A 22,897-nucleotide genomic window follows, 5' to 3' on the forward strand; every position below is an offset into this window, starting at 1 on the left:
GCTCCGCCCCCCACCCCCTACTCCACCGCCACTTCCCAGCGTTCGCGCGAGGTCTTGAAGGGGCTTCGGTGCAGGCGACGACGTGCAGGCCGTATTCGGCGGTGACCGGTAGGTTGGTGCCCTCTCCGTCGCGGGTGGTTTCCTGTCCGTCAGCTTTTGGCCATTCTCTGGATTGCCAGCTTTGGCCGACGCTCACTCAAGACTGCCTGGGCCGGCGAACGGCTCTGACTTTTCCGCTGTTGCCGCCGCCGCAGAAAAAGCGGTCCCCGCCATCGGATTCAAGCCCGGAAACGCCGACCCCGGCCGGCATGTCGAGTTGCTCGAGCACTTCGCCCGTTTCGGGGTCGATGCGGCGGAGATCGCTGCCGCTGTCTTGCCAGGAGCCATGCCAGAGCTCGCCATCGACCCAGGTGACGCCGGTGACGAAGCGATCGGATTCGATCGTGCGCAGCACTTTTCCTGTTACGGGGTCGACCTGATGGATCTTGCGGCCACGATGCTGCCCGACCCAGAGCGACCCCTCCGCCCAGGCCAGGCCTGAGTCGCTGCCCTCCCCGGGCGCCGGGATTGCGGCGATCACCGCGCCGGTCCTGGGATCGATCTTGCGGATCACGGCATCGCCGATCTGATAAAGGTGCTCGCCGTCGAATGCGGTTCCGGCATGGGCTTCGACGTCAAGCGATCGCAAGATCTCTCCGCTTTCGGGATCGAGGGCATTCAGCTTTTCGCCGCTTGCGAACCAGACCTGATTGCCGTCGAAGCTGACCCCGGCGACGTCGTCCATATCGGGAAAGGGACCATATTCCCGGATGATTTCGGCGGTCGAATGTTTCATGGCCTCATACTAGAGCAATTCCAGGAAAAGTGCGTAGCGGTTTTCCCTAGGAATTGCGCAAAAACAAGAAGATAGAGCAATTCCGCGATTCGAAGAAAAGCGGAAATGCTCTAGCCGGAAATGCCCGTGGCGGGGAGCAACAAGCTTGTCGGGAATCCGGGCAGGCTCGACGCGATCCAACGGCAGGCCCGCCCGCGTCCGAAGGCCTCGACCTTGCCGTCACGGGCAAGCTCTTCGAGCGCCCGCTGCACCGTGCGCGGGCTCACGCCCAACGCCAGCGCCAAGGCCGAACTCGACCAGGCCTCGCCGTCGCCGAGCAGAGCGAGCACTTCGCCGTGCTCGCTTTCGACGGGCGGCGCCAGCACGGCGACATCAGTCCTGGCGCGAGGCCGCAGAACGAAACCCTCCCGGGTCGCGCTCAGCGCCGCCAGCGGCCTGATCGCCTCGCGCAGCCGGGCGATTTCGACGCGCAGCCGCGCCCGGTGCGCCTCGTCGGCATGCCGTGCCCCAAAAGCGCGTCTGAGCAGCGTTTCGCGCGCCACATCGTCCGGCCATGCCTCGGCGAGCGCACGCATGAGTGCGAACAAGACGGGACGGCTGGCGAGCGGAACCATCTTTGTCCCTCTCCGCACCACGCTGCGGCAGGCGTCCACGACAAGCGTTTCGGAGGCCAGTAAATTTTCGACCTCTTCGAGATCGAGGAGCCGCCCGACGCCGCGGCTGACCAGGCGCGCCGCCGACGCAGCGAATGCCCGCACGGCCTGGTCGACCTCGGCCGCGAGTGCTGAAATGCGCGCGTCTTTTGCCGCCCGTCCTGCCCGTTGCAGAGCGATTCTCGCCGGCTTGGTCTCGATGCGTCGGATGGCTATGCCCGCCACCACCAATTCGCGCCCGACCCGCGACGCCGGCGGCAGGGCATCGGCGTCGAACGCAGCGAGCACCCTTTCGGCATCATCCAGACGGCCGATCAGGAGAAGGTGCCGTGCCTGGAGATAGCCGGCATGTGCTGCGTTCCTGCGGTCACCTGATGCTTCGAGCACCGTCCGTGCTGCATCAAGCGTTTGCAAGGATCGGCCGAGATCACGCGACACAAGCGCGATTTCGGCTTCGGCTACGGCACAACGCGCACGGGCCAAAGGCTCTTTCGGGCCGAAGGCACGCGCCGCGCTGCGCAGAAGCTTTCTGGCGCGCGCGAGGTCGCCGAGTTGCGCCATCGCGATGCCACGCAACGCCAGCGCCGGTGGGTCATCGCGCAAGGCGACCCGTTTCAGCGCAGCGAGGGGGTCGCCAGCCGCAAGAGCCTGTGCGGCGGCAGTGATCAGCGCGTCCATAAAAATCCCGTCACCTTTGTAACTCTCACCGACCCTCGCGCCCGAGCTAGCCTGTTCGTATCGCAACCGCTGAAACGGCGAATGAGATGAGAGGACCTGTCATGACGATGCGCGCAGCACCACAAAAGGCAGCTTTGTCGCCCAGGGCAACGATCGATGCGGCCGACTGGCTTGGGCTCGCGGTCGCTCCGACCTGCGCGCTGATGGCCTCGATTTCCGCTGTCGGCTCGCCCGCCATGACGATGTGCTCGGCAGCCTCGGCTTTCGCGCCGATCAACGACATGGCCCTCATGTACGTGCTGATGAGCCTGTTTCACCTGTCGCCGTGGATGAAGCTCCTTTCTGCCCGTTCGCGGCGCCCCGATACATCCGTCACCCAAACCGAAGGAGACTGACAATGCAACACTCTGTGCAACACGCTGTTGTTTCGCACGATCACTGGCTGACTGCCCGCCGAGACCTGCTGAAAGCGGAGAAGGAGCTCACGCGTCTTCGCGACAAGGTCGCCGGTGAGCGGCTCTCTTTGCCCTGGGTGCGCATCGACAAGGAATATGTGTTCGACACGCCGGAGGGTCCGCGCAGGCTGGCCGATCTCTTCGACGGCCGGTCGCAGCTTCTGGTGCAGCATTTCATGTTCGCGCCGGGATGGAAGGAAGGTTGCCCGAGCTGCTCCTACATGGCCGATCACACAGATGGCATGAACAGGCATCTGGCGCACCACGACGTCACCATGATCGCCGTCTCGCGCGCGCCGCTTGCCGAGATCGAGCGCTACCGCAAACGCATGGGCTGGCAGTTCAGATGGGTGTCGTCCTTCGGCAACGACTTCAACTTCGACTTCCGCGTCAGCTTCACAGCCGAAGAGGTCGCCAGCGGACATATAGACTACAATTTTGGCGAATGGCAGGAAACCGGCGAGGAATGGCCCGGCGTCAGCGCCTTCTACAAGGACGAGGCGGGCGAGATCTTCCGCACCTACTCCACTTACGGGCGCGGCGTCGAGGTGATGATGGGCACCTACAACATGCTCGATCTTGCTCCAAAGGGGCGCAACGAAGCAGAGGGAATGGACTGGGTACGCCGCCACGATCGCTACGCCTAACCGCCGCAAAGGGACGTGGCACGACGACCGGATGGCAGCGCGAAAATGAGGGGATCGCCGACCGCTTGCCCAAACAAGGCAGAGATGTCGCAGCCTCACTAATCTACCGAAAAATCTTGGCGGCATTCATGCACGCCCGGCCGACCACCATCTGGCTCGGACTTTCACCACCTGGTCATGCCGACGCGAATGATGTCGGATGCTTCGTCACCAGGCGTTGACACGCTTTTCGGGTGCCAGCCACATCGGGTCGCCTTCTTCAATATCGAAAGCCTCGTAAAACGCCTCGACATGTTGAAGTGCGGCGAACGCCCTGTAATTGCCTGGGGCGTGCGTGTCGGCGGCCACAAGATAGCGTAGCGTCTGTTCGTTCGCCTTGAGCGTCCACATCTGCGCCCACGCCACGAAGCAGCGTTGCGCCGGAGTCATTCCGTCGATCTCGACATTGTCTGCGGGATGCTCGGACAGGTATGTCTGCAAGGCTTGGTAGGCAAAGTTGATGCCGCCAACGTCGGCCATGTTCTCCTTGACGTTAAGGGGTCCGTTGGCCTTCAGCCCGGGAAGAACCTCGAAGCCGTTGGCCTGGTCGATGAGCTTGTGGGCTTCCTTCTCGAATGCGGCAGCGTCTTGTGGCGCCCACCAGTCGCGCAGATTGCCGGTTGCGTCGAAAAGCCGTCCACCGCTGTCGAAGCCATGTGTCATCTCGTGTCCGAGGACCGCTCCGAGTCGACAGAAATAGACCGCAGCGTCTCGGTCGGCCTCGAACGCCGCGGGCTGGAGCATTGCGGCGGGCACCTCGAACCCGTTTATCGAACTGTCGTACGCGGCGTTGATGATGATCGGCAGCGTCGAGTGAGTGTCGCTGAACGCATCGTGGACGACCGGCTTTCCTGCTTTGTCGATCTCGCGCTTCGTGTCGAAAGCGATCAAATTCATGATGTTGGCCACGACGTTGCGAGGGCCGATCGCAACGCCGCTGTAGTCGATCCAGGGGTCAGGATATGCGATGTTGAACGACAGCTTCTCCAGCTTGTCGATTGCAGCCTGGCGTGTCGGCTCACTCAGCCATGACCGCGTCTTGATCCTTTCCAGGAACGCGGCGTGGATCCGCTGCACCATGTCGGTGGCCTTGGCGCGCGTTTCCTCCTTGAAGTAGTTCTCGACATAAAGCCGCGAGACGGGCTGGCCAAGATTTTCGCGCATCAGATCCTGCGCGCGCTCCTCGCGCGGCGGCAGTACGGAAACGCCGGCCAGCGTGGCGTTGACCGCGCGGACGGGTTCGTCGAACGCCGTGGTCAGATAGGGCTGGAATTTCAGGATCAGCTTGACCTTCAAATAGTCCTTGAAATCAACCAGCGGGCGATTGCGCAGCATTTGCGACAACGCTGGAAGGTAGCGGGGTTCGGTCAGCGCCAGCGTTTCGGGGACTTCGGCGCCGAGGCCCTTGAGCAGGCGGGCAAGGTCCAGTTCCGGGATCTCGGCCTGGAGCGTGGCGAACGGTTGCGGATTGTAGCTGTTGCGCGGGTCGACCGCCTCCACCGGCGTTATCTTCGCCGCATGGAAGGCCCTTTCCAGATCCAATGTGAGGTCGGCCAGACGGGCCGCCTCGGCGGGCCTATGTCCCGCAATCTTCAAAATATCCCTGAGAAAGACGAGATACGCCTGGATTTGGCGGGAGTCGTCCTTTTCTTCGTACAGTGACCCCTGCAACAGCCCCAGTTTTCCACTGACGACATAAAACACGGTTCTTGTCGTGTCGGCGCGATCCGTCGAAGGCACGATCGACAGCAGAGCGAAGTCCGACGTGACCAGCGTGTAGCGCCCGAGATACTCGGAAAGATCGCCAAGCGAGGCGATTGCCCCGATCCGCTCGAGTTCGGGCCGTAGCGGCTCCATGCCGGCCGCATCGATCGCGGCCACATCCATGTAGGAGTTGTAGAAGTCACCGACCTGCTGCACGGGGCTGCCTTGCGGCGACGTTGCCGCCTTCTCCGCCGCCTCGTTGATCGTCCTGACCATCTGCGCCTTCAATCGCTCGGCCATGAATTGGAAGGCGCCTATGGCTGCCAGTCTTTCTGGCCGCTCGACGCGGTCCAGCCACCCGCCGGAGGCATATCGATAGAAATCGACGCCCGGATCGACACGCCGATCCATGTTGGTCACCGAGAACGCCAGCTGGTCCGGGCCGATTTCAGGAATGGCCGTCTGGTCCGCGGCATGAGTCGCCGTCGCCAAGCACGAGATCAGTACGGCCATCAGGCGCTGCATTGCCAACTCCAGCTTCGGCTGATTGCACCACGAACCCCTGTTGCAACCTGGTCATCACATTCCGACGACGGAGGCATGAGCACGTCACCGCTACTTCTTGATCGTGCAGATGCCATTGGCTCCGCCGCGTGCGGTGTACGACACGTCAGGCGTCCCGTCAGGATTGATGGACAACGATATCGTCACGTGATCGTGGCTCGCTTCGTAGTAGTTGGCGTTGAAGACCTTCAGCTTTGCCTCCTTGCCGTTGATGTAGATCGGTCCACCCTGGTCTGCGTGCACTTCGATGCCCATCGGACATGTGGCATTGAAAAACGGCACTGCCGAAAACGCGGGACCGGCTGCCGTGGCGGCCGCAACAAAAGCGATGGTTCGAAGGATGCGCGACATCTTGCTTTTCCTGATTGGGTGACCGTGACACGGAAGGCTTCGGCAAGGCACGGGCGTCAGAGCGCCCCCTCGTTGGTGAGCGACATGACGTTTGCCACCTCGCCCCTGTTCGAGACGGTGCACTGCCACGGAGCGCGGTCCGGCCCGACACCGATCTTCAGTTGCGAATTGGCTTCGGAATAGAGCATCTCCACGATGGAGAGGTCCGGATTGTTCGTTGTGCGCCTGACTTCGCGAAGGCATGCATCGCGGGCGACCTGGGGGACGCTCTCGTCCATCAGGGCGGGCGCCGCCGTGGTCTTTTGCGGGCTCTGGGAATCGGTCGTGCAGCCACCCGCAAGGGCCGCCGCGACAAGAACCGGAATACCGTATTTCATCATCGCCTATTTGCCTTTCCCATTCTTCCCGTTCAATCCGGTTGCCGTTCGCCCCTAGCCGCCGGACTCGACCAGAAACCGACCAGCAGCCCAGCCGCCGGCGCTGCCGTCGCGGCGCTCGACGCGGCACCAGCGGGTCTGTCCGTTCATGCGGCAGCCGAGGTTGCGCAGCACCGTCCCGTTGCGCAGCCTTGCGACCGTCGTTGCCTGCGAAGACGGTCGCGCGCGGACGTTTAGCCGGTCGCCCGGCTGCACGTTGGCGACCTCCCAGAAATCCGGACCACCCGACAATCCATCGGCAAAGTCGGGCTGGCGGTTTCCGGGGTCGCCTCCCGTGACCTCGACGGTCAGCGAAAAGTTCGCGCTCTCGCCGCGCCTGGCCGCATTGCGCATCAGGTAGACCTCGACGACATAGTCGCCGCCGGACGGCACGATGACGTCGCCGACATTGCCTTCGATGGAGCCGTTGAAAAGCGCCTCCGACGAGCCGCGCGCCTTGATGTTCAGGTAGCTGCTCGGATTGCTTGCGCGGAGCGTCGCCGCCAATCTCTGACCAGCCATGACGCGCACGATGTAGTCGACCGCCTCGTAGCCCGAGATCGTATCGCGCACCGTGCGCGAACTGCGACCGGGCGCGAAACTGATCCGTTCACTGCGATCCTGCGCGCTGGCCTGGGCGGGCCACAAACCGGGCGCCAGGCCTCCGGACAAGAAGAGAAGTGTCGCGCAGGCGAAAAGGATAAACAAACGCACCGACGCAACCTCACCGAAAAGCAGCCTTTGCGGTCGACATTGTGGACTTGAGCGGCGCCTGCACACTAATGAATTCTCGATGTCATGTGACAAATAGAATTCATGTATCGAAGAGCCGGGTTACTTTGCGGGCGGCCCTCCGTTTCCATGGCTTCTCGCCTGCCTGGGCAGCTGAGACTTGAACCAGCGGATCAGAGCGTCGATTGCCGGTTCGCCGCGTCGGCTCTCCTTTACGCAAAGATGATAGTCTTCATGCGTTGGGAGGGCCGCATCATGGAGTTGTCTGATGGTGCCCGCCTCAAGCTCCCGCGCAGCGAGAAAATCCGGCACCAGGGCGGCGCCCAGACCGGCTTTCACCATTTCCAGTGCGATCAGATAGTGCGAGGCAAAGAGCCACCGTCCGTCCCTCGCCATATCGCGCCCCGACAAGGCGGCATAGGCCTTCCAGTCGGCGCCGTGACGACCGGGCTGGAGGTCGGTGGTGATAAGCGCGGGCTCGGTGGCGCCATCGGCGGTCTGCGCGACGACCGGGACCAGCTTCTCGGCCCATAGCAGGACGGCTTCGAAACCCTTCTCGGTCGGCAAGGTGGTGACGAAAGCGTCCGCGACCGCATCGGTCAGTTCGGGGTCGCGCGCATACATGCAGACCTGCAGATCGAACGCGGGCTTGGTCGCATAGAATCCGGCGAGGCGCGGGACGAGCCAGGCGGGTCCGAAGCTGCTGCAGATCGCCAGCCTGACGACGTGGCGCGTGCCTCCGATGGCGTCGCCGACCGAACGGACGATCTCGGCAAAGGCCGGCTGCAGCTTGCGGGCGAGGCGATCCCCGGCCTCGGTCAGGGCTATGCCTCGCCCTTGCTTCTGCAACAGGCGCTCGCCGACGAGATCGGACAGCAGCCGCAACTGGTGGCTGATGGCGCTCTGCGTGACACCCAGTTCCACTGCCGCCGCCGAGACGGACAGGTGGCGCGAGACCGCCTCGAACGCTTCGAGCGCGCGGAAATTCTGCCGGTATTCCATGTCTGAGCGTCCGTGGATCGTGCCTGCGATCCTAGGTGTACCCGCCCGCAATCGCATCCGGAAGAAAGAAAAAATATGGCCAGTACCCATGAATTTTACTGGCCCGTATGTCATCAATCTCATTGGACGCATGCGGTGGTGTCGATAGACTTCCAGGTCTTTCTGCCTCGAGGTCAACCGGTGAACGCGACGATGAGATATGCGGGTGGGAAGATGGACAGGCGAAAGCTGATTTTAGGCGCGGCATCGCTGGTTGGACTGGCGGCAGCCGGCGAGGGTCTCGCCCGCGAGGTGATGAAGGAGATCGCGGCGCTGAAGCCCGGCGAATTCACCTGGCATCCCGAGCGCCAGCAGACAGGCGCCGTCGCCGTGGTGGTCTCGATCCCGGAACAGCGCGCGCATGTCTACCGGAACGGAATCCGCATCGCCGTTTCGACCTGTTCCACCGGCAAGCAGGGCCACGAGACGCCGACCGGCGTGTTCGTCGTCCTGCAAAAGGACAAGCATCACAAGTCCAGTACCTACAACGACGCACCGATGCCGAACATGAACCGCTTGACCTGGTCGGGTATCGCGCTTCACGCCGGCAAGCTGCCCGGTTATCCGGCCTCCCATGGCTGCGTACGGCTTCCGATGGAGTTCTCCGAACGTTTGTTCGGCGTCACCCATCTCGGCACGCCGGTCATCATCTCCGGCGCGCATGCCGATCCGAAGGAACTTGTCCATCCCGGCATGGTGCTCGGCGCATATGCCGAGCACGAGTTCGGTTCGGCCGTCGCTGCGCTGAAGGGAAAGTCGCACCCCTCGGACTGGACGGAGGCGGAGAAGCAGCCGGTCACGTCGATCATCGCCTCGTCCACCGACCGCAGGATCATGCTGGTCGAGAACTCTGAGGTCCAGGCCGAGGGCACGCTGACGATCGCCGGCGGCGGCAAGCTCGGCAGCCACGTCTTCGTCCTGGACAACGCCCATGACGGCGCCAGGGGGCTGCGCTGGGTGGCGATCTCGCACAACAGCGATGCCGACGGGTTCTTCCAGCCCGAAGAGCGCGCAATTTCCCGCCTGAAGGCAGACGATCGCTTCCTCGGGCGTATGCGTCCTGCGTTGCACCCTGGAGCGGTCCTGATCGTGACCGACGCGCCGCTGTCTCCCGACAGCAGGTCGGGCAAGGATTTCGTCATCATGTCGTGATGGCAGGGACCGCCGAGGAACCCGTCCGTCAGCGAAACCTCGCATCGGGGACCCTCGGCAGCTTGCCGAAATCTGCGTTCCAGAGCTGACTGTCCGGCATCGTGATGATGCTCAGCGTCGTCTGGCGCAGCGGACTGATGGCTTGATCGAGAACAGGGTGGGGCATGGTCAGGCTCCTTGTTGAAGAAGCCCGTCATGCTCTGCCGCTGCCGAACGACGCTCAATGCAAGCGCAACGAACCGCTCGTGCACCTTACCTCACAGCGCGCGCCTATCCCGCGCAGCGGGTTCGTTCTACGGCCCCAAGACTGCCTGCCAACAATGCGCCTTCATCTAGGCTGTCGGGGCTTCGCCGGCGCCTGAAAGCAGTCATTGCCGGCCGCGACGCAAGGGGAGCGATTGGGTCGGAACCAGACATCCCCATTCTGCCCAGAACCCCATGATGGGCCGCGTCAAATCTTGCACATCGCATCTTCATCGGTCGCCATCACATAGCTTTGTAGCGTCGGACCAATCGCGCGCACGATTTCCACCTGGGACAGATCAACCACAGGAGGCAGCCTAAGGATATAGCGGCACATTGCCAATCCGAGCAATTGGCTGGAGACCAGACCGGCACGCCTGGCTGCTGTCGCGGGATCCCCAACGGATGCCACAACCGGGCGAACTTGCGCGGCGAATACGTCCCGCATTTTTTCGGCGGCAAACTCGTTCGAGGCCGCCGATCGCAACAACACCGCCATGCCGCAACTGCTCTCCGGCCCCTCCCATAGATTCAGGAAATGGCGGACCAGCGTCTCACCGATAGCTTGACTGTCAACCACCTTTAACTGGGGAACATTCAGCCTGATCGAGGCAGCACGGGCAAAGAGCTCCTCCTTGCTGCCAAAGTAGCGGATCACCATTGCCGGATCGATCGAAGCCCGGTGCGCCACATCGCGCACCGTCGCAGCCTGATAGCCGAACTCCGTAAAAAGCTCGCGGGCTGCCTCGAGGATCGCGGCGCGCGTTCGTTCGGATTTGGTTGGTTTGGCGGTCGGTTTGTTGCTCATGTCGTCTATATGCCAACAGCTGTTGACAAATTCAATGGCATACCTCATAAGTCAACAGTCGTTGATAAAACTCATATCCAAGGAGGAATTGAAATGCTCCCCGATCATACGGACATCATCATCGTTGGTGCCGGCCCCACTGGCATGGCACTCTCGATCGCCCTGCACCAGGCTGGCATCGATCATCTGCTGGTCGACAAGCTCGATCAGGGTCAAAACACATCGCGCGCTGGTGTCATCCATGCACACACTCTTGAGGCGCTAACCCGCTTGGGCGTGACCGACCGGATGGTTGAGCTTGGGATGAAAGTTGACCGGTTCACGGTCAGGGATCGTGACCGCGCACTATTGAACCTACGCTTCGGCAAGCTGCCGACCAATCATCCCTACCTCTTAATGCTGCCTCAGAACTTAACCGAGCAGGTGCTCGCAGAGCGCATCGCGGCGCTCGGCGGATTTGTGCATCGAGGCTTCACCGCCACCGGCGTGCTCCAGGATGGCGACCAGGCAATTGTAACGCTCAGCAAGAATGGGGTCGAGCACAGGGTATCAGCCCGCTACGTGGTTGGCGGCGACGGCGCACACAGCGTTGTGCGACAGGCGACCGGCTTCGATTTCGAAGGCGCGACCTATGAGGGTTCCTTTGTGCTGGCCGATGTAAGTCTGGAGTGGCCGCTGACCGGCAAGGAGGTCTCCCTTTTCTTTTCGCCAGCGGGAATGGTGGTTGTCGCCCCCTTGCCGGACGGGACGTTCCGCGTCGTGGCTACCATGGATGATGCGCCGGAGCAGCCGCAGATCGCTGACATCCAGCGCCTACTGGACAGCCGCGGCCCAGAACGTGAGCGCGCCAAGGTCACCGCGCTGAACTGGAGTTCGCGTTTCCGGCTGCACCATCGTCTCGCCAGCTCCTATCGAAAGGATCGCTTATTCCTCATGGGCGACGCTGCCCATGTTCACAGCCCCGCCGGTGGCCAAGGCATGAACACTGGCTTGGTGGATGCGGTGGTACTCGGAGAACTGCTCGGCGATGTGATAAACGGCATCCGGGAAGAGGCAGCCCTCGACCTGTACGAAAGACTGCGCCGGCCTGCAGCGGAAAAGGTGCTGAGCATCGCTGGAACAATGACGGGCATGGCGACCACGCGCGGTCCAATAAGGCGCTTTTTTCGCAATATGATGCTGTCGCTTGTGAACCTCAACCCGATTGCCAGGTGGCGCATTCAGATGAACCTGTCGGGCCTGAGCCGTGCCGCTTCGGCCCAACTGCCACCGGCGGCTGTCTCTGCCGCGCGTATCGACGACACCGCCGACGCGGCGCGCGTTCGATCGTTCAAAGCCGCGGCTTGAACGCGGCAATCTCCGGCAGAGATGCGATACGCCGTCACCAATGCAGTCACCCTGGCGTGTGTATCGCGACGGCTCCAGCGCGTTCATTTATCACGGGCGTCCTGAGGCGCCACACAAAAGCAGCGCCGGGGAGCTGCCCATGGCAAGCCCAGCGACTGGGCAGCATCCTAAACGGACCACCAACCTCGTTATGGCGGCGATGGTGAGCATCTATACGGGACGTTTCAGATACAACCTGTTGGCGGCCGCGGTTGCAAGGTTGCGGAACCCATGGGTGTTGATCAGATCATATCAGCGCCCAATAATCAGCTAGCGCAATCCGACTGCAATCACGCTATGGCACGTTGCCAACGGACTGGGGTGCGACGCCAGCGGACCTCGTCATCGACACGAACGGCCAAACCTTGCAGGCAGAAGCTGCTGCTGAGCTGAGGCCGACTTACGCATCGCCTCACGTGATCGGCAGCAAATGCGCCTCCATCGCAGCCCATAAAGGCCTGCTTTGCCACTTCCATAAGGCGGACATTGCCGCGACCGCTGGAAGTCACTGTCGAGCCAGAAGCGGTCGTCGAGCGGAACACCCCCCGGCGCGCTCGGACAGACAGCATGTGGCAGGATCAGCCAGAGAGCCTGCAATTCACCTGTTGTGGGGCCAAGCGGAAGGCAGGCTGACTACGTGGTTCGCGCCGGGCAAAGTGATAGTCTATTTCGCCGAGGGGTGGCGCGCCGCCGGAGGCGCTTAGCTCTCTTGGTCATGCGCAACAGGGGTCAACGGTATGGTGACACAGATTTCGAGGCACCCGCTCGTCAGCTTTTTCGCGCTCGCCTTCGCGCTGACATGGCTGTTGTTCCTGCCGTGGATGGCGAGCGGTGGCGAGGGCATACCTTGGTTCACTTTCGGCCCAGCGCTCGCCGGCTTCGCCATCGCGGCGCTGACTGAAGGCTGGGTGGGGGTGAGGCGGATCCTGGCCGCGATCGGGCGTTGGCGGGTGGCACCCGTCTGGTACTTGGTGGCGATCGGGCTGCCGCTGGCATTGCAGCTTGCGGCAGTGCTCGTAACCCCCATGTTCGGTGCGGCGCCGCCCAATTGGAGCTTGGTCCCACCGTTCGGCGAGATCTTCGCCTGGGTAGCGATTTTCCTGGTGTTCAGCGGCCCGCTCGGTGAGGAGCCGGGCTGGCGCGGTTATGCGCTCCCAAAAATGCTCGAGCGGCAGGGGGCACTAGCGGCGAGCCTCATGCTGGGCGTGCTCTGGGCGGCGTGGCACCTGCCGCTCGGGCTGGTGGGTGACCTGACAGTCTACGGTTCGATCCACGCGGTACTCGCCGCAGTGGTATTCACCTGGCTCTGGCAGAACACCGGCAGCGCGCTGTTGGCGATCCTGATGCACGCCTCGCACCAAAATAGCGTGCGCTACCTTGGTCGGGTCTACGAGGGTGCCGACCAGGTGCAGCAGCAGTGGATCGCCGTCGCACTGTGGGCGCTTGTCGCGCTGGCGATCGTCGCAATCCACGGCCGGAAGCGCTTCGCGCCGAAGGCCGCAGCCTGAGGCTGCGCGCGGTGAGATTCGAAGCCGGTTGTTCGTCGAACGGTTGCCCTGGGGGTGACCGCTGGAGCGGGTGCAGAGCTATGGGCCGCATGACGATCCCGGTGTAGACGGCAGCATGAAGCAGCAGCACCATCACAAGGCTGCCACAGGTGCGGTTGAAAACCCACGTGTACAAGATTGCACTGGCGAGCATGTTGAGCGCGAACAACCAGAACGGCAGCTCATGGGGATCGCCGACCGCTTCGACGCCGCCTACCCCACCGCCACTTCCCGGCGTTCCCGCGAGGCTCTGAACGCGGCTTCGATGCAGGCGACGACGTGCAAGCCGTCTTCGGCTGTAACGGGCGGCTTGGTGCCGTCGTGGATGGCCTGGACGAAGGCCTGCCATTGGCGGACAAGGCCGCGGCCGGCGACCTCGCTCGAGTTTTCGACCGGCTGCCATTTGAGGTCGCGGCCGCGCGTCACGCCCTTGCAGAAATCGACAGTCAGCACGCCGCGATCGAAGGCCCGCCCGAGATGAAGGCGCCGTCGGCATAAAAGATGCTGGCGACCTGGCCGTCGGCATCGTTCGGCGGCGCGCAGCACGATTGGTCTTCCACCGTGGGTGCCGTGAAGCGGTCTGGCGAAGGAGGCGCCGACGACCCTCTGCCCGGTCGATGCCGGGTCACAGCGGCGCTAGTCTCTGGATCTCACCATCTGCAAGGGCTGTGCACCACCCGCCAACACTGCGGAGAGCTCTGCCGCCTCCAGCGGTGGTGACAGCAGGTAGCCCTGGAATTCATCGCAGTGCATGGCCATCAGGCGGTCCTTCTGCGCCTCCGTCTCGACACCCTCGGCGGTGACGCGGATGTCCAGCGCAAGCGCCAGGTCGACAAGGGCCTTGACGATAGCAGCGGCACTGGCGTCGTTGCCGATGGTCTGGATGAAGGAGCGGTCGATCTTCAGCTTGTCGATGCGATGATGCCGGAGGTAGCTGATCGCCGAATATCCTGTTCCGAAATCATCCAGTGCGACCACTATGCCAGCCGCGCGCAGCGCGCCGAGCACGCTGCGGGTCGTGTCGTTGTTTGCCAGAAGCACGCTTTCGGTGATCTCGAGCTGCAAGCGCGATGGCGTCAGTCCGCATTCTTCAAGAAGCCGCGCCAGGCGTTCGGGAAAGCTTTTGTCGCGCAGCTGAAGCGGCGACACATTGACCGCCACCCAGGGCAAGGTGCTCGTGGCGGCAAACCGTGCAGCTTGCCGCAGCACATAATCGCCAAGCAGCCCGATCATGCCGCGCTCTTCGGCGAGTGCGACCAGATTGCCCGGCGGAAGTGCTGCGTGGATGGGGTGCGCCCAGCGCAGCAACGCCTCGGCGCCAACGATGGTCTGGCAGTCGCCGGCATAGATCGGCTGGTAGGTCAACCTGATCTGGTCACCTGAGGTCAGCGCCTCGCGCAATTCGCTTTCGATGCGGCGCTTGCGCAGCAGGATTTCGTCCATGTCGCCGGCAAACACCTGGTAGCGGCCGCGGCCATTCTTCTTGGCCTCGTAAAGGGCAATGTCGGCCTTGCGCAACAGGTCGTCAGGATCCGCTCCGACATCGGGGGAAAGGGCAATGCCGATGCTGGTGCTGACAAAGACCTGATCGTCGGCCAGCTGGAACGGGATCGAAAACTGCGCCAGCACGATGTCGCAGAAATCTTCGGCATTGCGCGCGTCCTTGACGCCGCTCAGGATGATGGCAAATTCGTCGCCGCCCAAGCGTGCCACGGTATCGATCTCGCGCACCGATTGCACCAGCCGCACCGCGGTCTGGCGCACGAGCTCGTCGCCGGCGGGATGGCCGAGTGTGTCGTTGATATGCTTGAAGCGATCGAGATCGACATAGAGCAGTGCCACGCGGCCTTTGTCCCTGTCAGCATTGACCAGGGCACGTCGCAGCCGATCCTCAAACAGCGCGCGGTTGGGCAGCCCCGTCAACGTATCGTGGAAGGCAAGATAGCGCGCCTTGTCCTGGCTGATCTGAAGCTGGCCGGAGGCGCGGCGCAGGCGGCGCAACAGATAGATCAGGATCGCGGCCGAAATCGCGATGGCGCCAAACAGGGCCGGCGCGGCTTCGCGGACAAGACTGGCGCCCGGGCGCGCCTGCTCCCATCCGACATAGCCCAGGATCACGCCATTGGTGCCGATCAGCGGCACGGTCGCGTCGGTAATTGTCTGGGTCAGGCGGGGCAGGACGTGGAGGTTTTTCAGCTGGTATCGCCTGGCAATCCTGTCTGTCAGAGCATCGTCGATGAACTGCACGGTGACGTGGACGAATTCGCTGCCGGGCGACTGGGCGACCCGATCCGAACTCGGAACCAGCGGCATGACGCTGAGCATCGCCGGCCTGTCGCCGATGGTGACGAGGTCTTCGGCAGCAGCTTTACTGGCTGTGTCTTCTGATCCGGCACTGCCGGCCAGCAATTGCCTGATACGGCCGACGACGGGCAGGATCGCATTTTGGTCCTCGGAAAAGACCTGCGGCTGCAATGTCTGACCATCGCGCATGGCATGAACCGGCTGGTCGTGATCGTCCAGGACATAGACGCGGTCATGCCCATAATAGGCATACATCCAGGCGCCGAGGTTTTCGGTCATCCATTGCTGGTTGCCTGATTTGGCGTAAGTGACGGCATCGTCCCAGACGGCAACACTTTCCTGTTCGCGTTGGAGCGCCTGGGCTTCTTCCTTCAGGCCGTTGACGAGGAAGGTGCGCTGGGTGTCGAAGGCTGTGCGATCGACCTGCAAAGTGGCAAGCAAGCCAAAACCTGCCGCCAGCCCCAGGCCCAGAACGGCAAGCGCCAACACCGTTAGCGTCACTTGAAAGGTCAGCGGTCGGGGGTGGCTCTGTACGACCATGGCGTCCGCAGGCTATTGATCCGCCTGCCTATATCAGCACCGACTTAACATAACGTTAGGTCAGCGATCTCAGCGCCAAAGCCCTCTCTGTTCGGTCGCGGAGACACGTGCAGCCTGACATTCAGGGGCATGACGGTCCGGGCAGGGGCATGGCGGCCCTGCCGAACGGCAAGGCCGGTGACGCGGCTTGCCGCGCCCCGCGCCGCATACGGGCCGCTCCCGGCAGCGCCGGTGCCGAGGCTCAGGCCGACATGACCGGCCAGACGGCCGTCCCGCCGGTTCAGGCGGACGGCACGCCGCATGACGGGCGCCCCTGCCCTGTTGCCGGGCGTCCAACATCAGAAACCGCGATTGGGTTGCGAGCCAAAAACCCTCGCAAATTGCTGGCCCGCGACCCGCGACATGCCTATTTAGCTGGTAACCTGAACAAGCCCCGAGATGTCATGCGCAGTCCCCGGTTCCAGCACACTTATGCCGCCGACCTCCCCGAACGGCTTTACAGCAGTCCGGAACCATCTTCGGTTTCGACACCGCGTCTGCTTGAACTGAATGAAGCACTGGCGCGGGAACTGGGCCTCGACATCGGCTGGTTGCGTGGTCCTGACGGTGTCGACATGCTGGCTGGAAACCGCTTCCCCGCTGACGCGCGCCCCATCGCCCAGGCCTATGCGGGTCACCAGTTCGGCAACTTCGTGCCGCAGCTTGGCGACGGTCGTGCCCTCCTCGTCGGAGAGCTGCGCGATACCGGCGGCCAATTGCGCGACGTTCAATTGAAGGGCTCCGGTCCGACCCGGTTTTCCCGCAATGGCGATGGGCGCGCAGCGCTCGGGCCGATGATGCGCGAGTATATCGTCAGCGAGGCGATGCACGCACTCGCCATCCCAACCACCCGAACCCTGTCGCTGGTTGCCACCGGCGAGCACGTCTACCGCGAAACCAGGCTTCCCGGAGCGCTGATTGCGCGCGTTGCCAAAAGCCACATCCGCGTCGGCACGTTCCAGTACCTTGCCGCACGGGAAGACATCGACGGCCTGAGGGCGTTGGCGGACTACGCAATTGCGCGGCACTATCCGCATCTCGCCGAAGTCCCCGGTCGCTACCTTGGGTTCCTCAATGCTGTCGTGGCAGCGCAGGCGAAGCTGGTGGCGCAATGGATGCTGGTCGGCTTTATCCATGGCGTCCTCAATACCGACAACGTCGCAATTTCCGGCGAGACGATCGATTATGGACCATGTGCGTTCATCGACGCCTATCATCCGGCGACCGTGTTCAGTTCCATCGACCGTCAAGGCCGCTACGCCTTTGCAAACCAGCCCCGCATCACTGTCTGGAACCTGGCGCGACTGGCCGAAGCGCTGCTGCCCATTGTGGCAAGCCAGGCAGGGGCAGACGATGAAGGCTTTGAGCAGGCGAAAGCGGCGATCGGATCGTTCCAGGCACGCTACGAGGCTGCGTTTCATGACGGCATGCGCCACAAGATCGGGCTGTTTACAGAGCAGCCTGAAGACTTAGGTCTTGCTGCCGAACTGCTTGACCTGATGGCGCGCAACGGGGCGGATTTCACCCTTACATTTCGCGATCTGGCGCATGAGGTCGACGGCGCCGGCCAAGTCCGCAACCACTTCATCGACCCCACTGCTTTCGACAGCTGGGCTTGGCGCTGGCGGGAAAGGCTGGCTCGCGAGCCGGAGCATGCAGCCGACCGCGCAGCTCGGATGCTGACGGTGAACCCGAAATACATAGCACGCAATCACCGTGTCGAAGCGGCCATCGCCGCCGCCACCGATGAAGGCGACTTTGGCCCTTTCCACAGCCTGCTCACTGTGCTGGCGCGCCCGTTCGACGAGCAGCCCGAGATGGAGGCATACGCGCAGCCACCAACAGACGAAGAGCGCGTGCTCAAGACATTCTGCGGTACGTAATTGCGGCTACGGTACAGGTGCCGAATGAATGGCAGCTATTGCTGTCTGCGGGGGCGCAAGCCCGTGCACCTCCCGCCTATGGAGCTTCGTGGTAGAAAATGATCTCCGGATCATTTTCATCGAGGTTGTCGATGTATCCGCTCGGCCTGAAGCCCAACTGAGCAAACAGCATCTGCATCGGTCTGTTGGACATGTTGGTGGAGCTGAACAGTTTCCGCTCAGCGATGATCGACAAAAAATGCCGGATGATCGACGCGGCCAATCCCTGGCGACGGAATTCTCGGCCCACCATCACCATCTCGACAAACGGCTGGCCAAAGAAGTGCTGTGTCAGCACCCCGTAAGCGACCACCCGGCCATTTCTCTCCGCAACATGACAGCACGCCGATCCGAGCCAGCTGCGGATTTGATCACGGCGCTCCAGGCTCATCTCGGCAACGGAATCGATGGCGCAAAGCGCCTCGTAGTCATCGATGACAGCCGAGCGAATGCGCATGATCTTTGCTACCACAACCAATATGCCAAGGGCGCCTCATACGAGCCGCAAACTGTAGGTCCCAAGTGGCAGATGAAAACATTTCTGAAGTCAAGCTGCGTGTCGGCTTTTGACGATTGTCAGCGTGCAGTTGCCGTTGCTGGCGATGGCGGCGATGCGCTCTCACGTCGGTCATGGAGGCCATCACGCGCCCAGCTGAAAACAGACATTGTCTGGCCACAGGCGTCACGTGGCCTATGCGCCCTCGAGTGGCATCGACTGATCTTGTCTGACGTCGGGGCCATCCTCGATGCGGCAGCGAATTCCGGGCGCCTCAAAGAGTGCTGTCCCGACCAGACAAGAATGAGACGAGCAAGCACCTAGCGGCGAAGTTTTCGGTCGTTGGACCGTGCCGCCAGAAGCACGAACGCTACCGCCAATATTGAAGCCAGGAAAATCGAGCCTGACAGGGCATAGATCGTTGGCGACGCGCCCGAGTTCATCTTGCCGAACATCGCCAATGGCAGCGTGTTTTGCCGCCCGACCAGATAGAATGCCCGGCCGAATTCATTCAGCGACAGCAAGAATGAGAAGATGAAGGCGGCCACCAGGCCTGGCTTGATCAGCGGCAGTGTCACATCAACCAGCTGGCGCCACCAGGACGCGCCGAGATCGGACGCCGCAAGCAGGTAGGAACGCCTGACAGCTGCCATGCTGGTCAGGATGACGGTGAACGCGAATGGCAGCGCCCACAACAGATGGCTCGCCGCCACGGTCCCCCAAAACGGCTTCAAGCCGATGCGTCCGAAGATCACCGAAAGTGACAGGCCCTGGATGATGCCGGGAACGAACATTGGCAGCAACACGAACATGAACCAGCGCGAGCGCCATTTGCCCAGATCCATGTAGGCGAGCGCCGACAACAGCGCGAGGCCGGTTGCCACCAGCGCGGTAATGGTCGCGATCAGCAGGGATTCCTGCAATGCGCTGATGAGGGTACGCTCCTTTGCGAGAGCGACATACCAGGTCAGGCTGATGTCGGACAGCCTCGGCAGTGCCGGCTGCAGCGCCGGGTTGAATGACACGGCCACCAGATAAAGCGGCGGCACGTAGATGATTGCCAGCCCTATGGCTGTCATCAGCCATATAGCGACCTTTAGCGGACGGCTCTCGAAACTGGCTACCATGTAAAACCCTCGAACAGTCTGGTCAGCTTGAACAGACGGTTGCCGATGTATATCAGCCCGAACAGGATGATCATCACCACGGTCGAGATTGCGAAGGCCAGCGGGAAGTTCACGACCCGCATGACGTCGTTGATCATCACCGAGATCATCGATGCTGCGGCGCCGCCCAGCATCTGCACTTCGGTGGCCGACCCTGCCGCCATCACGAACACGAAGAGGAACCCGGCGAATATGCCGGCTTGCGTGAGCGGCAGCAGAACCGAGCGGAAGGTGCGCCAAAAACCCGCGCCAAGGTCCTGGCTGGCGGCGAGCAGCGACGGCTCGACACGTTGCATTGACAGGATCAGCGGAAAGATGACGAAAGGCAGGTAGGATGCGACGAGGCCGACATTGACGGCAAAGTTCGAAAACAAGAGCCAGTCGAGCGGCTGGTCGACGATCCCGACATCCATCAGCCAGCCATTGATCAGTCCGTTGCGGCCCAGCACCAGCCGCCAGGAAAAAGCGCGGATCATGTACGAGGTGAAGAACGGGATGGTGAACAGCGCCATGAGCAGGAGTGCCGTTCGCCTACTGGCCAGAAAATGCACCGCCATTGCCGCGGGGTAGCCAATCGCCACGCAGATTGTGGCGGTCAGGAATGCCTTGCCCAGCGATCCCAAGATGACGCTCCAGCGCCCCGCCTCAAGGATCGCCTCATAACCGGCCAGGCTGAATTCCGGCCTGATCCAGTAGGTGGCAGGGTCCCAGGTCCAGAAACTCCAGACCAGGATGACGATCAGGGGCACGAATCCGAGCAGCAGCACGATGAGTGCGGTGGGAAGTGCAAGCAAAAAGCCGGGCGATTTCATCTGGTTTCCAGAAAAAGCGCGGGGGGAGCTCGAACCACTCCCGCCGCTGTTGGTCGCGTTCAGGCGTTACGCAGTTTCTGCCACCATTCTTCGTAGAGCTGGAAATTGTCCGGCCGGGTGTTCTGCCAGGCGATCTTGCCGCTGAACTTGGCCTTGACGTGTTCGGCCAGCGCCTTGACCTTCGCCGGGTCGAATTCGCTTGCATGCGCCTCGGCGTAGGCGACATTGCGATCGCTCGGCACGACGTAGCCGCGCTGTTCGCCAAGCGTACAGCCATAGAACCCGTCGAAGAGCCAGTTGGCGAACTTGTGGGCGTCGTCGCCAAGGCCGCGGTCGAGCGTACCTTTGAGTAGCACCAGGTTGTTGCCCCAGCCTTCGTAACCTTCTACGGGCGCCGCATATTCGACCTGCAGGCCGCGCTTGCGACCTTCATAGACGATGGGCTCCCACCCGGTCATCGCGAGCACTTCGCCGTCGCCAACCAGTTGCACGCCCTGTTCCCAGCCGCTCCAGAAAGTGCGGAACTGGCCGTCTCGCTTGTGCTTGATGAGAAACTCCATCACCAGGCCAAGCTCATCCTCGGTCAGGTTGCCTGGATTGCCGATCTTGTGGTTTTCCGACTCCTTCAGATACATCGCGGCAAAGACCGCGCTGTTGATCCAGGCGTCTTCCATCGCCACCTGGCCCTTCAGCTTGGGGTCGAAGATGACGCCGTAGCTGTCGACTTTGCCCAGCTTGTCGGGGCGATAAATGATCGAGTCTGCGTTGATGACAGCCGGCAGGCCATACTGCTTTCCGTCGTGGTGCAGATAGGGAATATCCTTCGCCCACTGCCAGACGTTTTCGTAGTTGGGGATCTTCGACATATCCCAGGGAACGATTGCGCCCTGGACCGCCAGCTCCTTTTCGGCCCCGCCCTGAAGGCCACCGATATCGAAGAGGTCGTTGGCGTTGCCGGCGACCAGGCGGGCGACAGCCGGACCCGGGTCGTTGCCATTGTCGGTGAAGGCGACGTTCAGACCCGCGTCGTCGGCTGCCCGAGACCAGGCGTCGCCGACGTCGAGCGTGCCGGTCGCCCAGAATGCCACATCGCTTGCAGCTAGTGCCGCCATTGGCCGAAACATGGTTCCACCCGCCAGTGCCGCACCACCGGCCCCGAGGGTCTTGAGCAGGTGGCGCCGGCTCATGTTGCTCGCCATCGCTCTATTCAGAGGATTCATGTGATTTGTCATCGTGTTACCCCTTCTTTTTATGAGATTCTTCAGGACGATCAGGTGTCGCGGTTCGCCGCAGTTCTCGACGGGGGCACGGGCACCAGGGCGCCGCCGGCGAATTCGAGCCGCACTGGATTGCCCGGTTCGGGCCAGGCACTGGCGAACTCGACCGCAATTTCGGCGTCGAGCTTCTGGCCATCGCCAAGTTCGAGATGGAAGTCGAAGAACCGGCCGCGAAACTGGCGCCCGGCCACGGTCGCTGCCAGTGAGCTCCCGGGCGCTGCATGTCCGTTGACGAGCGAAATTCGGTCGGGACGAACCGCCAGGAGTCCCATTTCGCCGACGTCGCGAGCGCCTGGCAGAACCAGCCGCTCGCCGGCTATGACGGCGACCGTGTCGCCGCCGCTGCGTTCCAGCCTTTCGGGTTTGAGTATGCGTTCCATACCAACGAAGCGTGCGACGAAATCATTGGCGGGATTGGCAAAGAAGTCGGCCGGCCGGCCCACCTGCTCGATCGTGCCCTTGTGCATGATGGCCATGCGATCGCTGAGGCTCAGCGCTTCGTCCTGATTGTGGGTAACCAGCACGAAGGTCGACCCGGTCCGCTGGTGCAACCTGCCGAACTCGTCGCGCATCTGCTGGCGCAGCCTTTCGTCGAGCCCGGTCAGGGGTTCGTCGAGCAGAAGGATGCCCGGCTCCATGACGAGTGCGCGCGCCAAGGCGACCCGCTGCCGCTGCCCGCCGGACAAAAGATTGACATTACGCTCGGCAAATCCTGCCAGATCGACCAAGGCAAGCGTGCTGTCTACGCGCTTGTTGCGTTCGGAGGCGGCGATGCCCTTCACCTTCAGTCCGTAGGCCACGTTGTCTCCCACGCTCATATGAGGAAACAGCGCGAGATCCTGGAAGACGGTGTTCGACGGACGGCGGTTTGCCGGCATGTCGGTGACGTCCTGCTCGTCGAACAGGACACGCCCGGTGGTGGGGCGATCAAAACCGCCTATCAGCTTCAGCAGAGTGCTTTTTCCCGAGCCTGACGAGCCGAGCAATGTGAAGAATTCGCCGGCCTCGATCTTGAGACCCACACCCTCCAGGGCTTTGACGGTGCCAAAGGTCCGGGTGACGTTGTCAATTGCAATCGAGATGGCCATGG

Annotated in this window: 21 protein-coding genes and 1 pseudogene; 6 read left to right on the top strand and 16 right to left on the bottom strand. The window is 62.4% G+C overall.

Translation table 11 applies throughout. The features are described 5' to 3' along the window. Positions 1–196 precede the first annotated feature (196 nt). Positions 197–835 (bottom strand): Vgb family protein, encoded by a 639-nt coding sequence (locus tag IHE39_RS29015; RefSeq protein ID WP_192568954.1) that lies wholly within the window; start codon positions 833–835, stop codon positions 197–199. A gap of 110 nt (positions 836–945) precedes the next feature. Continuing rightward, positions 946–2,166, bottom strand: coding sequence for a GntR family transcriptional regulator (locus tag IHE39_RS29020; protein ID WP_192568955.1), 1,221 nt, complete (start codon positions 2,164–2,166; stop codon positions 946–948). A gap of 101 nt (positions 2,167–2,267) precedes the next feature. On the opposite strand from IHE39_RS29020, the gene IHE39_RS29025 reads away from it, so the two are divergent. Further along, positions 2,268–2,561: a hypothetical protein gene (locus IHE39_RS29025; protein ID WP_192568956.1), complete on the top strand. Its 294-nt coding sequence runs from the start codon at positions 2,268–2,270 to the stop codon at positions 2,559–2,561. A 14-nt stretch (positions 2,562–2,575) separates the two neighbouring features. Then, positions 2,576–3,268, top strand: coding sequence for a DUF899 family protein (locus tag IHE39_RS29030; protein ID WP_192569009.1), 693 nt, complete (start codon positions 2,576–2,578; stop codon positions 3,266–3,268). 207 nt (positions 3,269–3,475) lie between these two features. Here IHE39_RS29030 and IHE39_RS29035 read toward each other — a convergent pair whose 3' ends face one another. The 5 genes from IHE39_RS29035 to IHE39_RS29055 form a co-directional block, all read right to left on the bottom strand. Beyond that, positions 3,476–5,536 carry a M13 family metallopeptidase gene (locus tag IHE39_RS29035; protein WP_246485677.1) on the bottom strand — a complete coding sequence of 687 codons (2,061 nt, stop codon included), beginning with the start codon at positions 5,534–5,536 and terminating at the stop codon, positions 3,476–3,478. Positions 5,537–5,626: 90 nt separating this feature from the next. Further along, positions 5,627–5,926: a hypothetical protein gene (locus tag IHE39_RS29040; RefSeq protein WP_192568957.1), complete on the bottom strand. Its 300-nt coding sequence runs from the start codon at positions 5,924–5,926 to the stop codon at positions 5,627–5,629. Positions 5,927–5,982: 56 nt separating this feature from the next. Continuing rightward, positions 5,983–6,306, bottom strand: coding sequence for a hypothetical protein (locus IHE39_RS29045; protein ID WP_192568958.1), 324 nt, complete (start codon positions 6,304–6,306; stop codon positions 5,983–5,985). Between the two features lie 51 nt (positions 6,307–6,357). Further along, entirely contained in the window at positions 6,358–6,915 is a 558-nt protein-coding gene (locus tag IHE39_RS29050; RefSeq protein ID WP_343070141.1) for an SH3 domain-containing protein, read from the bottom strand. A gap of 261 nt (positions 6,916–7,176) precedes the next feature. Then, positions 7,177–8,166, bottom strand: coding sequence for a LysR family transcriptional regulator (locus IHE39_RS29055; protein WP_246485678.1), 990 nt, complete (start codon positions 8,164–8,166; stop codon positions 7,177–7,179). 123 nt (positions 8,167–8,289) lie between these two features. Here IHE39_RS29055 and IHE39_RS29060 point away from each other — a divergent pair, with 123 nt between their 5' ends. Further along, complete coding sequence (locus tag IHE39_RS29060; RefSeq protein ID WP_192568960.1) at positions 8,290–9,267, top strand: L,D-transpeptidase; 978 nt, start codon at positions 8,290–8,292, stop codon at positions 9,265–9,267. Positions 9,268–9,295: 28 nt separating this feature from the next. Here IHE39_RS29060 and IHE39_RS29065 read toward each other — a convergent pair whose 3' ends face one another. After that, complete coding sequence (locus IHE39_RS29065; protein ID WP_192568961.1) at positions 9,296–9,433, bottom strand: hypothetical protein; 138 nt, start codon at positions 9,431–9,433, stop codon at positions 9,296–9,298. Positions 9,434–9,718: 285 nt separating this feature from the next. After that, positions 9,719–10,318: a TetR/AcrR family transcriptional regulator gene (locus IHE39_RS29070; protein WP_184773020.1), complete on the bottom strand. Its 600-nt coding sequence runs from the start codon at positions 10,316–10,318 to the stop codon at positions 9,719–9,721. 93 nt (positions 10,319–10,411) lie between these two features. Here IHE39_RS29070 and IHE39_RS29075 point away from each other — a divergent pair, with 93 nt between their 5' ends. Continuing rightward, the gene (locus IHE39_RS29075; protein ID WP_192568962.1) at positions 10,412–11,665 is read left to right on the top strand and encodes an FAD-dependent oxidoreductase; all 1,254 of its coding nucleotides are present in this window, start codon (positions 10,412–10,414) and stop codon (positions 11,663–11,665) included. 776 nt (positions 11,666–12,441) lie between these two features. Beyond that, positions 12,442–13,212, top strand: a complete 771-nt coding sequence (locus IHE39_RS29080; protein ID WP_192568963.1) for a CPBP family intramembrane glutamic endopeptidase — start codon at positions 12,442–12,444, stop codon at positions 13,210–13,212. A 252-nt stretch (positions 13,213–13,464) separates the two neighbouring features. Here the strand turns inward: IHE39_RS29080 and IHE39_RS29085 are convergent. Both IHE39_RS29085 and IHE39_RS29090 read right to left on the bottom strand, forming a co-directional pair. Next, positions 13,465–13,781 (bottom strand): annotated as a pseudogene (locus IHE39_RS29085) (Gfo/Idh/MocA family oxidoreductase); the annotation flags it as partial. A 106-nt stretch (positions 13,782–13,887) separates the two neighbouring features. Beyond that, a complete protein-coding gene (locus IHE39_RS29090; protein WP_192568964.1) occupies positions 13,888–16,095 on the bottom strand; it encodes a putative bifunctional diguanylate cyclase/phosphodiesterase in 2,208 nt (735 codons plus the stop codon). Between the two features lie 443 nt (positions 16,096–16,538). Here IHE39_RS29090 and IHE39_RS29095 point away from each other — a divergent pair, with 443 nt between their 5' ends. Beyond that, positions 16,539–18,017 carry a protein adenylyltransferase SelO gene (locus tag IHE39_RS29095; protein WP_192569012.1) on the top strand — a complete coding sequence of 493 codons (1,479 nt, stop codon included), beginning with the start codon at positions 16,539–16,541 and terminating at the stop codon, positions 18,015–18,017. 76 nt (positions 18,018–18,093) lie between these two features. Here the strand turns inward: IHE39_RS29095 and IHE39_RS29100 are convergent, their stop codons facing one another. From IHE39_RS29100 to IHE39_RS29120, 5 genes are all read right to left on the bottom strand, one after another. Then, complete coding sequence (locus IHE39_RS29100; protein WP_192568965.1) at positions 18,094–18,513, bottom strand: GNAT family N-acetyltransferase; 420 nt, start codon at positions 18,511–18,513, stop codon at positions 18,094–18,096. Positions 18,514–18,872: 359 nt separating this feature from the next. Then, complete coding sequence (locus IHE39_RS29105) at positions 18,873–19,679, bottom strand: ABC transporter permease (protein WP_192568966.1); 807 nt, start codon at positions 19,677–19,679, stop codon at positions 18,873–18,875. Beyond that, complete coding sequence (locus tag IHE39_RS29110) at positions 19,673–20,530, bottom strand: ABC transporter permease (protein ID WP_192568967.1); 858 nt, start codon at positions 20,528–20,530, stop codon at positions 19,673–19,675. The genes IHE39_RS29105 and IHE39_RS29110 overlap by 7 nt, the downstream gene beginning before the upstream one ends. 59 nt (positions 20,531–20,589) lie before the next feature. Further along, positions 20,590–21,717: an ABC transporter substrate-binding protein gene (locus IHE39_RS29115; protein ID WP_246485679.1), complete on the bottom strand. Its 1,128-nt coding sequence runs from the start codon at positions 21,715–21,717 to the stop codon at positions 20,590–20,592. A gap of 83 nt (positions 21,718–21,800) precedes the next feature. After that, a complete protein-coding gene (locus IHE39_RS29120) occupies positions 21,801–22,895 on the bottom strand; it encodes an ABC transporter ATP-binding protein (protein WP_192568969.1) in 1,095 nt (364 codons plus the stop codon). Between the last annotated feature and the right edge of the window lie 2 nt (positions 22,896–22,897).

It is taken from the genome of Aminobacter carboxidus, from assembly GCF_014863355.1.
Taxonomy (GTDB): domain Bacteria; phylum Pseudomonadota; class Alphaproteobacteria; order Rhizobiales; family Rhizobiaceae; genus Aminobacter; species Aminobacter carboxidus.